Source organism: Flavobacterium sp. (assembly GCF_017744675.1).
In the GTDB taxonomy this organism is placed as follows: Bacteria; Bacteroidota; Bacteroidia; order Flavobacteriales; family Flavobacteriaceae; genus Flavobacterium.
In genome coordinates this window covers 303568-318748 of the sequence record NZ_JAGIAV010000002.1, presented here as the reverse complement: position 1 = coordinate 318748, position 15181 = coordinate 303568, and the positions used below count along the sequence as shown (strand labels likewise).

Genomic DNA, 15181 nt, shown 5'->3' with positions numbered 1-15181 from the left:
TTGCCGCTTTTTAGTCAATGAAAAAACTAAATTCTAATTAATAATCACCTTTTTGAATGCTGTTTTTTCTCCTTTTATAATTTTTATAATGTAGATTCCTGTTGAAAGATTATGCACAGAAACTTCAGACGAAGTGATGTTTTGTTTTTCGAATACTTTTTGTCCCGCAAATGAAAAAATCTCAACTGAATACGGACCGTTTACAATTCCTGGCTGAATATCAAAGTTTCCGTTAGATGGATTAGGGTAAATTACAATTTGGTCGGTAACCACTTCTTCTGCAACTTCAGCAGTTTGAACCATTTTGCTTGCTAAGTTGTTGCAGGTGTCTTGCGAATAAGAATCCCACTCGCCACTTAAATTGAAAGTCGTGTTAGGAGAAGTCACAGTAGCTTTTCTTCTTAAAGTAACATCGATCGCAAAATTAGCCGTTCCGCCATTGAAAGTTCCGATAATGTCAATTAAAACGCCATTTTTGAATAAACCGACAGCATCATTTCCGTTAAAAGTCAGTTCGGTCGCAGCTGTCGAAATGTTGGCCGCGCTTGTAGAAAAACAGGTAGAGGACATCGAACTGTTTACAATTACAAATTTGCTTCCTGTTGTTAAGGTTCCGCTCAAAGCCAATCCTGTGCTCCAAGAACCAGCTCCGTTGGTTTGTTTTTTGATGGTATAAGCTGATAGGTTAATAGAACTTCCTGTATTGTTGGCAATTTCCAAAGCTTTGTTGTTTCCAGAACCTTCAATATATTCAGAGAAAAGAAGATCGGTTGCAGTTCCTGTTCCGCTGCTGTTGGTGGTAACTGAAATAGTATTGCTTGCAGCAGAAGCGTTTCCTGCCGCATCTTTTGCTTTTACGTAAATAGAATAACTAGTCGATGCTGTTAATCCAGTTATCGTTGCCGTTAGTCCTGAAACAGTGGTTTTTAAAACACTATTAGCATAAACATCATATCCTGTTACAGCAACATTATCGGTAGAAGCTGTCCAGCTAAGCGAAATCGAAGTGGCAGTTTTTGCCGTTGAAGCCAAACTTGTTGGTGCAGTTGGCGCTTGAGTATCTGTAGAAGATGTTCCTCCCCAAATTTGATTTACATATTCAGGATGATCGATATAGGGGTTTCTGTTATTTTGGCGGGCATAAACAGCATTGTTTCTAGCAATTTCTCTCGCGCTCACAGGATCTTGCGCGTGCCAAGCCAAAAGCATATTCAAGAATGCAGTGGTAAAAACTTGGTTGCTTGATCCATTAAACATGGCATAAGAATAACCTGCAACAGTATTTTCGTATCGTGTTGCAAAATAGAAATACATTCTGGCAATATCTCCTTTAAATTCATTTATAGGTTCGAAAACGGTTCCCGAATATCCAGAAACAGCACTAGACCCTAATTTGCTTCCGTTTTGCGAAGTATAAGTTGCAGAGCTTACGTTTCCGTGCGGATAATTGGAACGCATTCCGTTTACTTTTCCATCGGTTGGTGTAATAAAATGCGCATCGGCAACCATTGGCGACTGTTCACTAAAAACCGATTGCGGAATAATGTGCTCTCTATTGTAGCAATCGCCTTCAACAGAATAAGTGCCACATCTTTGTGTGGTCCCAGTGCTATAATTGTACGGATCTGTTCCAGAAGGATTTTCAGAATACATGTCTAAAACCGTTCCGTCATTTTCGTAAAAATTATCAACATCAGAAGTTTGATAGGTAGTGTAAAGTCCTGCATATCCGTTATCGGTATGTCCTTTAATAATGTTATACAATTGTGTTTTTAAAGTGTAACCCGTTCCCGTTGCGGTACTATAATATCCCGAAGGAATTTGGGCAAAACCAATTGTGGTAAACGTCAATAACAGTAAAAAGTAGTTTTTTTTCATAAATAATAGTTTTTAAGATTTGGTTTGGAATTGAATTTTGAACTTTTTAAATGTTTGAATTTTAGAAAGTTAAAATTTCGTTGTAACAAATCTACTACTTTTATGAATCGAAAATGTTAAGCGATGTTTAATTTTGGATATATTTTCTTACGGGAGTTTTTTTATTGCCACGAAGGCGCTAAGACGCAAAGTTTATTTTTATGCGGTGGCGTGTTTTGGCTCGCAAAGTCGCAAAGACGCAAAGTTTATTTTTTAAGTTAATTAAAAATCTTTGCGTCTTTGCGAGATTAAAAACTTAGTCTAACGTATTTGTGGATATTCGTTGCGTAGACGCACTGCAGTGCGTCTCTATAATATACTTTGTGTAAAAATAAACTTTGCGTCTTTGCGCCTTTGCGGCAAAACAAACTACTTAGGAAAATCTTGACTTTGATAAGCGCCCAAATCTGGCGGAGAAGTTCTCGTAATTCCTAAAATATCTGTTGGAATTATGTATGCCTGATTCCCTTTCGCGAAAGCGGCAGAAGTTTTATCGATGTTGAATTTATTCTGAGCGACATTGTAGAATTTCGGATTTTCATTCAGAATAATGTTCGTATAGTGTTCTGTATCGGTTTTGAACTGATAATCAGGATTGTTTGTAGAACTGCTAAATTTCAACAGACAATTGTTGAGTTTATAAACGAATGGCGCTTTTGTGTTTTTGTTTAAATTAAATTCGTTTGTCGCCGAACCGTAAATAATGCAATTATTAAAAGTAGCCTGAGTAAGCGGATTGGTATCTGGAGTTGCACCAGCCAATGAGTTGCTTAAATTTACAGCAAACGGTGAATTGCTCGACCAGCTATTGTTAAACGTGCAATGCGTAAAACTATAATTTCCTCCATAAACACAAGACAAACTGGCTAAACCGGCATAATTTACAACAATGTTTTCTCCTGTAATTTGGGCATTTTGAGCTAAAATTCCGTATTCGGCACAGTTGTAGATTTGAGTGTTTTTAATTTCGATTGGGTTTTGCGCACTTCTGATATCTAAACCTATTGTCCCATTTTTTAAGGTTAAATGATTAATAGAATGATTCGCGCTTCCTTTCTCTAAAATAACCGATTTCCATTGTCCAGGAATATCCGAATACAATGATTCTAAACGATCGCCTTCAAAAACAACTTCTTTTTCTAATTTATCTGTTGTAGAAGTTGTACCGTTAATTTCTAGAGAAGCATTTTTACCAACATACAAACCTGAATTGGCATGAAAATAAACTCTAGCACCGGCTTCAAAAGTTGCAGTTTTGTTTTCGGGAACTCCTGCATATCCGTAAATTACGTATGGCTTTTTGTTTGTAAAGAGAAGCTCGTTTCCGTTTACAGGATCATTTTCACTTAAATAAAATCCGTCGACATCTTTTCCGTCGATTTTAATTTTTTCTTTGGTTCCGTCAGGATTTTGGTTCGGATATAAAAAAACAGCATCTTGAATTAAAGTAACCAAAGCTACTTCTTGCAAATTGGCTCCGCTGTCAAACTGAATTTCGTCGGTATATAAAAAATCATCTGGATTGGCATCTGTAATATCAGCCGTTGTTTCTATAAAAATGTACAAACTGTCTTTTGCTAAAAGCGTAACATTTTGGAAAATTTTTCCGTTGTTGCCCGTCATTCCGTCAACAGTCATTCTGTATTTGGAGTTTAAACCCTTCTTAAATTGTACAATCGGAATCGAAATGTCATTTTTACTTTGGTTGTAAACTTTCAATTGGTAAGTGCTGGATCCAATGTTTTTGAAGACAGTGTCTAGATAAACAGTATCTTTTGAGAACTTTAAATCGCCAGAACTGGCAACCGTATCAAAGTCAGTTCGGCAAGAGCTGAATGCTAGAATTATTCCGAAAATGAAAAGTATAAAGTTTTGACGCATTTAATATTTAATTTTTTATAGCCACTCCCGATAGCTATCAGGATAAAAGGATTTAAATGATTATTTTTCGCCACAAATTCCGCTAATTTCCCGAATTTAATTAGTGCAAATTGGTAAAATTTGTGGCAAACAAAAATTAATCTGTGTTAATCAGTGTAATCAGTGGCAAAAAAATAAGCCAAAGATTGGTTTTGATTGTTTTTGTAAAAATAACAAAAAACCTACAGGTTTGAAGTTGAATTTTAAATTTTAGTGCCGAAATTTCAGGATGATTTTAGATTTATGTCTAATCTTTCTTTAATTTTACGATTTTAAAGTTTATTTTAATGAATTATACAAAAGAACAGATTTTGGCGCGCTGCAATGAGTTTTCTAAAAACACATTGATGGAAACGCTAAAAATAGAATATATAGACGCCGGAGAAGATTTTTTAACTGCAAGAATGCCTGTAAATCCAAGTGTTCACCAACCTATGGGATTGCTTCACGGAGGCGCTTCTGTAGCTTTGGCAGAAAGTGTAGGAAGTGCCGCATCTTTCTTTTTTATCAATCCGAAGGAGCAGGAGGTAAGAGGCATCGAAATTTCGGCAAATCATCTAAAAAGTATTCGTGAAGGTTATGTTTTCGGAACAGCCAGAATTATTCACAAAGGGCGGAGCCTTCATCTTTGGGAAATTAAAATTACTGACGAAGAAGGAAACTTGGTTTCGCTTTGCAAATTGACGAATATGGTTTTGGATAGAAAGAAAAGCGAATAGGCATGAATTCATTTTTCTCAAAAATTAAAAATCATAAAGAACAAAATCTACCCTTTGTACTTTATTCAAAACCCAATTCAGAACACTATGTTGGGGTTTTACAGCAAAATAATACTTTAAATACAGTTTCGGATTATAGCGAGAAAGGATTTGTTTTTGCTTCTTTTGATGAAAAACAATTGATTCTTATTCCAGAAAAGGAATCGGAGATTATTACAGCCGAAAAAGAAACAACGTCATTTGAACCAATCGAAATTGATGATGTAAACTTTGATCCTGAGGCTAAATTTCAGTACGAGTATTTAGTAGCACAGGGAATCCAGGCCATAAAAAATGAAGAATTCAAAAAGGTGGTTTTATCGAGAAGCGAAGAGGTTCCTTTGGCTGCATTTGATTTTATTGAAACTTTCCAGCACTTGGTTCAGCTATATCCCGCTACTTTTTGCTATTGTTTCTTTCATCCTAAAATCGGACTTTGGATGGGAGCAACACCAGAAAAACTGCTAAAAGCAAACGGAAATGTTTTTGAAACCATGGCTTTGGCAGGAACACAGAAAGATAATCAACAATCTGAAATTGTCTGGCATCAGAAAGAAAAAGACGAACAGCAATTTGTAACTGATTTTATTGTAAAAAGGCTTCGAGAATTTACTGCTTCGGTTGTCGTTTCTGAACCATACAGTTTGAAAGCGGGATCGATCTGGCATATTAAAACTGATATCTCAGGAGTTTTAAAAGACAATTCCACTTTAGAAGAAGTAATTGATACTTTGCATCCAACTCCAGCTGTATGCGGACTTCCAAAAAAGAAATCAAAAGTTTTTATTATAGAAAACGAAAATTACGATAGAACTTTCTACACGGGTTTTCTGGGTGAATTAAACAGCACTTTTGCAGGCAATAATTCGAGTTCTGATTTATTTGTAAATTTACGATGCATGCAGATTGAGGAAGATAAAGCGATTTTATACATGGGCTGCGGTATTACCAAAGAAAGCATTCCAGAAAAAGAATGGGAAGAAAGCGTCAATAAATCAATGACGATGAAAAGAGTCTTGAGAGTTATGAGTTAGAAGTTATGAGTTATGAATGGATTGTCTCCCTGAGCGAAGTCGAAGGGCGTAAAGGGCTTCGACTCCGCTCAGCCTGACATATCGCATAGTAAACCTGAAACTTGAAACCTGAAACAAACAAAAACAAAAAACAAAAATGAAATTAGATATATTAGCCTTTGGGGCGCATCCAGACGATGTTGAATTGGGTTGTGCTGGAACAATTTTAAAAGAAGTTTCCTTAGGGAAAAAAGTAGGCATTGTAGATTTAACGCGAGGCGAATTAGGAACTCGTGGTACAGCAGAAACCAGAGATCAAGAAGCGAAAGATGCTGCGAAGATTTTGGGAGTTCTGGTGCGTGAAAATTTAGCCATGCGTGATGGATTTTTTGTTAATGATGAAAAACATCAATTAGAGGTTATTAAAATGATTCGTAAATATAAACCTGAAATTGTATTGTGTAATGCAATTGACGATCGCCATATCGATCATGGAAGAGGAAGCAAACTGGTTTCTGATTCATGCTTTTTATCGGGTTTAATGAAAATTGAAACTACTGTTGACGGAGAGAAACAGGAAGCGTGGAGACCTAAGGTAGTGTACCACTATATTCAGTGGAAAAATCTAAAACCAGATTTTGTGGTAGATATTACAGGATTTGAAGAAAAGAAGGTAGAAGCAATTATGGCTTATAAAACGCAATTTTATGATCCGAATTCAAACGAACCGGCAACGCCAATTACGAGCAAAAACTTCTTTGAAAGCTTAAATTATCGTGCGCAAGACTTAGGAAGGTTAGTTGGGAAAGATTTTGCAGAAGGTTTTACTGTTGAAAGGTGTTTGGCAGTCAACAGCTTAGAAAATTTGATTTAATTTTTATAAAAATTTTTCATTTTTTTCTTTGCAGAACTGAACCTTTGTTCTATATTTGCACTCGCTAAGCAGAAAAATGGTGGTTGTAGCTCAGCTGGTTAGAGTAGCGGTTTGTGGTGCCGCGGGTCGCCGGTTCGAACCCGGTCAGCCACCCAGATAAGAAGCCTTGAAGAAATTCAAGGCTTTTTTTGTTTTCTGGCGAAAACAAAAAAAGTAAATTCCAAGTTTTTGAAATTCCAAATTCCAACTCGCTACAGGTTGGAATTTTGGAATTTTTTATTTTGGAATTTCACAAAAAAAAGCACAACGGACAAGTTGTGCTTTTTTGCGGTTATTATATTTGGTTTATGTATTATCGAATTTCTTCAAATGTAGTGCCTTGCTTTATATCTCCGGATTTAAAGCCTTTATTGAACCAGTACATTCTTTGTTCTGATGTTCCGTGGGTGAAAGAATCGGGAACAACGTGTCCTTGCATTTTACTCTGAATAGCATCGTCTCCAACCGCATTTGCCGCGCTTAAAGCTTCTTCTATATCTCCAGTATCTAAATTTGATTGATTGTAATGTGCCCAAACTCCAGCATAAAAATCAGCTTGCAATTCTAAAGCTACAGATAATTTATTGGCTTCGGCTTCGCTTTTTCCTTGTTGCATCTGACGCATTTTAGATGACGTTCCCATTAAAGTTTGAATATGATGGCCAATTTCATGCGCAATAACGTATGCAATGGCAAAGTCACCTCCTTTTGCACCAAATCTGGTTTGTAGTTCTTCAAAAAAAGCCAAATCCATATATACTTTACGATCAGCTGGACAGTAAAACGGACCAGAAGCAGATGAAGCCCCGCCGCATGCAGTTTGTGTAGAGTTTTTAAAAAGGACTAATTTTGGTTTTTCATACGTCATGCCATGTTCGGCAAATATTTTGCTCCAAATGTCTTCAGTGTCTGCTAGAACAACTCCGACATAATCTCCCATTTTTTTGTCTTCCTCGCTTAAAGGAGCTGCAGTTTCAGTTTGCTGTTGCTGTCCGCCTTGCATTTGTTCTAAAATAGGCGCTATTTGCTGGCCAGTTTCACCACCAAAAACATTAAGCAATAAAATAATGATTCCAATAACTCCTCCGCCGACAAGTGCTTTGCCTCCTCCAGAAATTGATCTTCTGTCTTCTACGTTATCACTTTGTCTTCTGCCTTGCCATTTCATATTGATTTGTTTTTAAACTTGTTTATTTAAAGCGTTGTACGAATTTATAGATTTTTTATGATAAATTTCACAATTCGAGTATTAAGTTTTTGTTCGCAGTTTTTAGTTGAAGCGTTACTTGAGACTGGGACTGGGACTGTCGCTGAGACTTGAAAACTAAATTAACCCAGCCATTTTACTAAGGCTTCTTCTACACTTCCTTTCATGATGGGTTTAGAAATATAATCGTCCATTCCTGCTGAAATGCATTTATTTCGTTCTTCCTTTTCCGCACCGGCAGTAACAGCAATTATAGGAACGTCGCGCCCTTTTTTTGTGTTTCTAATGGCTTTTGCAGTTTCGTAACCATTCATAATTGGCATTTGAATGTCCATGAAAATAATGGTAGGATTGATTTCTTCAAATTGCTGAATGGCTTCATATCCGTTTTCGCATTCAAAAATAAAAGCATTATGGTATAGGTTTTTTATAATTGTTTTGAGAAGAAGCATATTTACTTTGTTGTCTTCTACAATTAAAAAAGTAATCGTATTGCTGTTTGTTTCAACTTCGTTAGAATCGATATTTAAACTTTTAAGCTCGGCATTGTATTTATCATTAAGGCTTTGGTTGCTTGTTTTTAAATTTAGGTCAAAGAAAAAAGTGCTTCCCTTGCCAATTTTACTTTTCAGTTGTAAACGACTTTCCATTAAAGCAAGCAGTTGGTTAGATATGGTTAAGCCTAATCCCGTTCCGCCAAATTTTCTCGTGGTAGAACTGTCTTCCTGTAAAAAAGCCGTAAAAATTTTCTTTTGGTTTTTTTCCAGAATACCAATTCCAGTATCAATTACCGCAAAACGGATAAGGCAGCTATTGTTATGTTTCTTTTCTAAAACCGAAACGGTTAATTTGATCGAGCCTTCAGTTGTAAATTTGACAGCATTTGACAGCAGGTTGATCAAAATCTGCTTGATTCTAACAATATCTGTCCATATATATTTGGGAACATCAGGATCAATATTAAAATCAAGTTCCAGATTTTTTTTGTTAGACTCGTAAACAATTAAGTCAAAGACTTGTCCTAAGATTTTTTTAATATCGTATAAGTCAATAAAAAGCTCTAGTTTTCCTGCTTCAATTTTTGAAAAATCCAGAATATCATTTATGATTTCAAGAAGAGAATGAGCCGATTGGTTAATGGTGGTCATGTATTTTTCTTGAATTTCTTCCAATTCTGTTTTCATTAATAAGTGTGTAAAACCAATAATTCCATTTAAAGGAGTTCTGATTTCGTGAGACATATTGGCCAAAAAGTCAGATTTTGATTTATTTGCCGCTTCTGCGAGCTGTTTAGCTTTTATCGCGTCTTCGGTTTCTTTTTTGCTTGTAATATCAAAATAAATTCCGCCAACAAATTCAATTTCATCATCTCGCTTAATTACGTCTCCAAATTCTTCTATCCAAATAAACTCGCCGCTTTTACGCTGAATGCGATACACATTGTGCAAAGGCATTCCGTTTTGCAGATTATCGATTTGATTGTTAATTACTTCTTCTTTATCTTCTGGATGAATTAACGATAGAAAGGATAAATTATTTTCAATAAATTCAGATTTTGAATATCCTGTTAGATTCAAAACTTCGTCGTTTAAGAATATTTTGGTCGAAAAAGCATCAAATTTTGACAAATAAACCGTTCCTGGAATATTGTTGGCAATCAATTTGAATTTTTCTTCACTTTCAATAATTTTAGTTTCATTTCGATTTCTTTCTAATGCAGACGAAATGTTATTGGCCAAGACCTGAAAGATATTAATTTCATCCTCAGACCATTTTCTTTCAGTGGTACAATCGTCAAAACCAATGAAACCAGTAAAAATATCGTTAATGTAAATAGGTAGAATTAGAATCGATTGGATTTCATTATCGATTAAAAGCTTTTTAAAGTAACTGTCTTTGAGTCTTCGGGTTAATGTATTTAGAATTTTTCTCTGCGATGCGGCATCGTAAATTTCTTGGAGATTTTCTTCGGTCATCTGTCGCAAAGGCGTAATCTGATGGGTAACACCCTCACGCGACCATTTGTATTTTTGGCTGACCGTATTGTAAATCACATCTTTTTCGTAGTAATACATATGGTCTACTTTGGCTGCTTTTCCGATAATGTTATAAGTCTCCTCAAACATTTGATGCGTTGTTTTGCTTAGCAGGAATTTTTCGGTGCATAGAGAAAGGGCAGACAAGAGCTGGCTTTTGAGTTCTAATTTCCGTTCTGCTTCTAAACGCATTTGAGACGAAATGGCAAGCGAAATCACATCTGAAATGGTTCTCGCATAATTGATGTCTTCATTGTCCCATTCTCGTTTTTGTTCGGTGTTTTCAAAACAGACAACTCCTGCTAATTGACCCGTTAGAAAAATAGGCACATCGAGCATCGATTTGATATTGTTTTTGGTAAAATAAAGTTTTTGAAATTCAGATGTTTCCAGTTTGTTGAATACGTCTGGTGCGTTAATGATTGCTTTGTTGTTTAACGTTTCAAAATAGATAGGATATGATTCTTTTTTTAAAATATTTTTGTCGTTTAAACTTTGATTGTCAAGACTAAAAAGATTTTTGCAGGTAATTAAATCATCATCATATTTCCAGAAACTTACCCGATTGGCATTACTTATCGAAGCGGCTTCTTTTAGGATTAAATCAATAACAGTATTGAGTTTGTCATACTTGCTAAAGTCCGTTGTCGATAATTTTTTGGTTGAGCTATTGTAAGCTTCAATTTTTTTGAGACGTCTTTTTTTCTCGTTTTCAATATTCTTTTTATCTGTTACATCTCGCGCAATTCCAGAAAATCCGGTTGTTAAGCCTAACTCATTTTTGCGAACAATAATTTTTTGCGACATCCATATTTCCTCACCATTTTTCTTTAAAATTGGAATTTCGATGATTGGGTAATTACTTTCGTTAAGCACTAAATTTTCGTAAAAATCGACCGCGCTAGTAATATAGTGTTCGTGTATGAAATTGGAATAATGTTTTTTAATTATTTCGTCTTCCGTATAGCCAAGAGTAGAAATTCCAAATTCATTTATGAAGGTAAAATAACCTTCGGTATCAATTTCAAAAATAATATCTGTTGCGGTTTGGATTAGGTTTTTGTATTGATCCTGAACGATAACCTGTTCGGTAACATCCTGCCCAATGCTGATAATTAAATCTTCTGAGAAATTTTTATCTTGCCATTGAATGTATTTGTACTCGCCGTTTTTGGCTTTCAATTTTCTAATGTAAAGTTTGTTTTCTTGGCTTTTAATAGAACTCAATTTTTCCTCTACTTCTGATTCATGAGGTAATTCCCAAAATTTTAAGCCCATAACTTCATCAGGAAGATAACCTAAAATAGGAGTTATGGTTTCGCTGCAAAAGAGTATTTCTCCTTTTTGGTTGGATGCTATTGAAAGCGAATTCCCTTTATGGACAATTTCGTTTGCAAACCTGAAATTGTCGCGATTGTTTAATAAAACCGCATATTTTACCTGATTGATAATAAAAATCAGAATGCAGAAATTAAGCAGCAGAATGGAAGATTTTAGTGGGATGAGATGAAAACCTAACGTTGCAAGGAGGAAAATAAACGTTAAAGCAACAAAAGTCCAATAAATTTTTATAGGTTTAAGAATGCTGTACGAAAAGAAAAACGAAATCAGAAAAACAATAATGGGTACCACATCATTGGTCAAAGTGACAATATTGTAAGCAACATAACTGATGTAAATGAAGAAACAAGAAATAAAAATCTGCTGGATATGATCTCTTACCCATTTGATTTTGTCTGTTATGAGGTAAATAACAAGTACCGAAATTCCAATAGAAACATTTACAACTAAGAGGCTTTTGGGTCTTATTTTAAAAATTTCATTTATAATTTCGATTACAATTACGGCTATGCCAAAAAATAAAATGTAAAGCTGATATTCTCGACTTACTTTATCTTGTTCTTTCTTTTTTTCGATGAAATATCCAATCTTTGACTTAATTTTAAAAAATTGATAAACCAAGAGCGCAAGAAAGGCAAGGAGCGATAAACCTAAAACAAAAAGTTTATGGTTGTTATAGTAAATGATATCAGAATTAAACACATACCATCCGGTCATAATTGATTCGAAGGTACTTCCGATAGTGGAAATTCCTGAAATCACCGAATTGAAAAAACTACAGTTTGCGACCATAGAATTTGGAGTATGTTGGTTTAATAAATAGCGTTTTGAAAATTCTTAAAAGAAGTGGTTAGTTTCTTTGCAAATAAGAATTTTCTAGTTTAATCTACATTATATTTTCCAATTGAATCTATTGAATCTTCTTCTTCAGCGTTTGTTCCAAAAATGGCAAAATAAGTGGCATAAATCATTGAGCTGTTAAAAACAACGGTAAAAATAATTCCTACACAACAGCCAATAAAACCAACCATCGAGCCCAAGAAACCTATGATAAAAAAGGCAAATATGTTAAGCGGATTTTTTGTAACGATAATAATGCTAGATTTTATGGCATCTATTGCTTTAAGATTTCCAAAAACAATTAAAGGAATAGATAAATACATAAAGTACGAAACCATAAACGAAATTATATTTCCAACCAATAATACTCCTGAACTTTCAATTAAATTGGAAAGCGCCGTTCCTAATAAAGCAGGAATAAAAGCCGCGACAAAAATTTGTGGAAAATAAGGTGCTTTATAATAAGTGAAAATAGTAGAAACATTAAACTCAACATCTTTATCTGCAGAGTCAGCCATTTTTAGAAAACCTGCGCCAAAAGGAGCCGTAATTCCAGCTACTAGAGAAACAGCAACCGTTTGAATTACTAATTGAACGGCAGTGAATTGTTGGTTTTCAATATTTTGAATGAAATCTTTTGTCATCGCTTCAGCGCCAAAATAGGCAACTATTACGCCCATAAAGGCAACAGCGGCAATAATAGAAAAAACTAAGATGATGAGCCCGGAATACAGTGCTATTTTTTTATAGTTTTCGAAAGCGTGATTAAAAACTGTAGCAAAATCAAGGGAAAAGCCATTTTTTTTAATGTCCTCAATTTGGTTAAGTGTAGATTTCATTTTTATGTAAGATTGTTTTATAGACTTGTAATATTTGAAAGGTATCTTGACGTAAATATAATATTTTTAATCAATTCCGTATAAAAATCTACAAAACATTCCAAAATGTTTTTAACTGATTTATAGCCAGTCTAATATTCTTTTTATCGAAGCCAACTTATCTTTGTAAGGCGCATAACGCATAGGCAGATCAAGCCAGTTTCCTTTTTTTACAATTGGTTTATGATGAGAAAATGTGTCGAAGCTTCGTTTGCCATGATAAGCGCCAATTCCGCTATGTCCAACACCGCCAAATGGCAGCCTATTGTTAGAAAAATGAATCACAGTGTCGTTGATGCATCCGCCTCCAAATGAGTATTTTGAAATTAATTTCTGGACAAACGAATTATTTTCGCTAAAAATATAAAATGAAAGAGGTTTCTCATAACGGCTTACGACCTTCTTGATGTCGTCTTCATTTTCGTAAACCAGAATCGGCAGAATAGGGCCAAAGATCTCTTCTTTCATGACAGCGCTGTCTAAATCAGGTTCTTCAAGAAGTGTAGGAGCAATATAGAGTTTGTTGGCATCGCTTTCTCCGCCAAACAAAATATGCTCGTCTTGAATCATATTGGTTAATCGGTACCAGTTTTTAGTGTTTATAATTCTTGCAAAATCAGGAGATTTGTCTATTTTTTTTCCATAAGCTTTAATGATTTCTTCAATCATATAAGAAATAAAATTGACCTTCATATTTTTCTGAATCAGAACATAATCGGGTGCTATGCAAGTTTGTCCCGCGTTGATGAATTTTCCCCATACAATTCGTTTTGCTGCGAGTTTTAAATTGGCTGTTTCATCAATAATGCACGGATTTTTCCCTCCCAATTCGAGCGTAACGGGAGTTAAATTTTCAGCTGCGGCTTTTGCAACGATTTTTCCAACAGCAACACTTCCGGTAAAAAAAATGTAATCCCAGCGTTGTGCCAGTAATTTATTAGAAACTTCAATACCGCCTTCAAAAACTTCAACGTGATTGATATGGAATGTTTTTTCTATAATTTTTGCAATTATAGCAGAGGTGTGCGGCGTAAGTTCTGATGGTTTTAAAACCACTCGGTTTCCTGCGGCAACTGCGGCAACTAGCGGACATAAAGCAAGCTGAAAAGGATAGTTCCAAGGCGCAATTATTAATACGTCGCCATAAGGTTCTTTGTAGATATAGTCGCTAGAAGGGAAGTTAAGCAGTGAAGGAAAAACACGTTTTGGTTTTGCCCATTTATTAATGTTTTTGATAACGTCTTTAAGTTCTGAAATGACATAATTGGTTTCGGTCAAAACAGCTTCGAACTCTGGTTTTTTAAAGTCATCATACAAAGCTTTTACGATTAGATCTTCGCTTTTCTGAATATTATACAATAACTTTTTTAGAGTTTCTTTTCGATATCCGATGTCGCTTTTAAAGTCCATTTTTCGATTAGCTTGTTTTTTTTATGCTATGCAAGTTAATCGATAAAATTTAAAAAATTAACAATTAAATCATAAAAATCAGACAGCATTCCAAATAGGATCGTCTGGAGTAGGGGCAATAATGGTGATATTTTCTTTTGAAACCGGATGAAGAAAAGTTAGTTTTCGGGCGTGAAGATGAATTCCGCCATCGGGATTGCTTCGGTCTGCGCCATATTTTAAATCTCCTTTAATTGGGGACCCAATTGCACTTAACTGCGCACGTATTTGGTGATGACGTCCAGTATGCAGATTAATTTCCAAAGCCGTATAATTTTGAAGCTCTTTGATAATCACGTAGTCTAAACTAGCCAATTTACTGTCTGGAACTTCTTTTAGATGTGCTTTTGAAGTATTATTTTTTTCGTTTCTTTTTAAATAATGAACCAATTTTGCTTTTGCTTCTTTCGGTTTGTTTTTAACAACAGCCCAATATGTTTTTTTTGTTTCACGATTGCTGAACAATTCGTTCATTCGAGATAAAGCCTTGCTAGTTCTAGCAAAAACGACAATTCCTGTTGTAGGTCGATCCAAACGGTGAATAACGCCTAAGAAAACATCACCAGGTTTGTTGTATTTGGCTTTAATATATTCTTTCACCACATCAGACAAAGGCTTGTCGCCCGTTTTATCTCCCTGCACAATATCGCCCACACGTTTGTTGACCACAATAATGTGATTGTCTTCGTGAAGAATTTGGAGATTATTTTTGTCTGAAAGAATTTTCATAGAATGGAATTTATATTTAGAAAGGGAAGTTTGGCTAAAGCCTTTAAGATATTTAAAAAAAAGATACCTCCAGCTAAAGCTGGAGGCAATTCATATTTTAAATCTTTGTCACTTTGTTACTTTGAACCTAAGAATAAAAACTTAGCATCTCAGAACCTTAGCAACTTAGTATCTTAAAAA

The 15181-nt window shown here is 35.0% G+C and carries 10 protein-coding genes and 1 tRNA gene; 4 read left to right on the top strand and 7 right to left on the bottom strand.

All coding sequences use genetic code 11. From position 1 onward, the window contains the following. Nucleotides 1–33: 33 nt before the first annotated feature. Both J7574_RS06865 and J7574_RS06860 read right to left on the bottom strand, forming a co-directional pair. Nucleotides 34–1878: an endonuclease gene (locus J7574_RS06865; RefSeq protein WP_290966141.1), complete on the bottom strand. Its 1845-nt coding sequence runs from the start codon at nt 1876–1878 to the stop codon at nt 34–36. A gap of 408 nt (nt 1879–2286) precedes the next feature. Then, nucleotides 2287–3798 carry a hypothetical protein gene (locus J7574_RS06860; protein WP_290966139.1) on the bottom strand — a complete coding sequence of 504 codons (1512 nt, stop codon included), beginning with the start codon at nt 3796–3798 and terminating at the stop codon, nt 2287–2289. A gap of 326 nt (nt 3799–4124) precedes the next feature. Between J7574_RS06860 and J7574_RS06855 the strand changes: the two genes are divergently transcribed. The 4 genes from J7574_RS06855 (at nt 4125) to J7574_RS06840 (ending at nt 6635) form a co-directional block, all read left to right on the top strand. After that, nucleotides 4125–4556, top strand: a complete 432-nt coding sequence (locus J7574_RS06855) for a PaaI family thioesterase (protein ID WP_290966132.1) — start codon at nt 4125–4127, stop codon at nt 4554–4556. A 2-nt stretch (nt 4557–4558) separates the two neighbouring features. After that, nucleotides 4559–5629, top strand: a complete 1071-nt coding sequence (locus tag J7574_RS06850) for a chorismate-binding protein (RefSeq protein ID WP_290966129.1) — start codon at nt 4559–4561, stop codon at nt 5627–5629. Between the two features lie 136 nt (nt 5630–5765). Continuing rightward, nucleotides 5766–6482 (top strand): bacillithiol biosynthesis deacetylase BshB1, encoded by a 717-nt coding sequence (gene bshB1 / locus J7574_RS06845; RefSeq protein WP_290966127.1) that lies wholly within the window; start codon nt 5766–5768, stop codon nt 6480–6482. Nucleotides 6483–6561: 79 nt separating this feature from the next. Next, nucleotides 6562–6635 (top strand) — tRNA-His (locus tag J7574_RS06840). 199 nt (nt 6636–6834) lie between these two features. Here J7574_RS06840 and J7574_RS06835 read toward each other — a convergent pair. The 5 genes from J7574_RS06835 to J7574_RS06815 all read right to left on the bottom strand — a co-directional run bounded on the left by J7574_RS06835 (nt 6835) and on the right by J7574_RS06815 (nt 15001). Further along, nucleotides 6835–7689 carry a neutral zinc metallopeptidase gene (locus J7574_RS06835; RefSeq protein ID WP_290966124.1) on the bottom strand — a complete coding sequence of 285 codons (855 nt, stop codon included), beginning with the start codon at nt 7687–7689 and terminating at the stop codon, nt 6835–6837. Between the two features lie 161 nt (nt 7690–7850). Then, a complete protein-coding gene (locus J7574_RS06830; protein WP_290966121.1) occupies nt 7851–11897 on the bottom strand; it encodes a PAS domain S-box protein in 4047 nt (1348 codons plus the stop codon). Nucleotides 11898–11986: 89 nt separating this feature from the next. Further along, nucleotides 11987–12784 (bottom strand): hypothetical protein, encoded by a 798-nt coding sequence (locus J7574_RS06825; protein WP_290966118.1) that lies wholly within the window; start codon nt 12782–12784, stop codon nt 11987–11989. 120 nt (nt 12785–12904) lie between these two features. Beyond that, nucleotides 12905–14233, bottom strand: a complete 1329-nt coding sequence (locus J7574_RS06820) for an aldehyde dehydrogenase (RefSeq protein ID WP_290966114.1) — start codon at nt 14231–14233, stop codon at nt 12905–12907. A gap of 78 nt (nt 14234–14311) precedes the next feature. Next, entirely contained in the window at nt 14312–15001 is a 690-nt protein-coding gene (locus J7574_RS06815) for an RluA family pseudouridine synthase (protein ID WP_290966111.1), read from the bottom strand. Nucleotides 15002–15181: the final 180 nt, after the last annotated feature.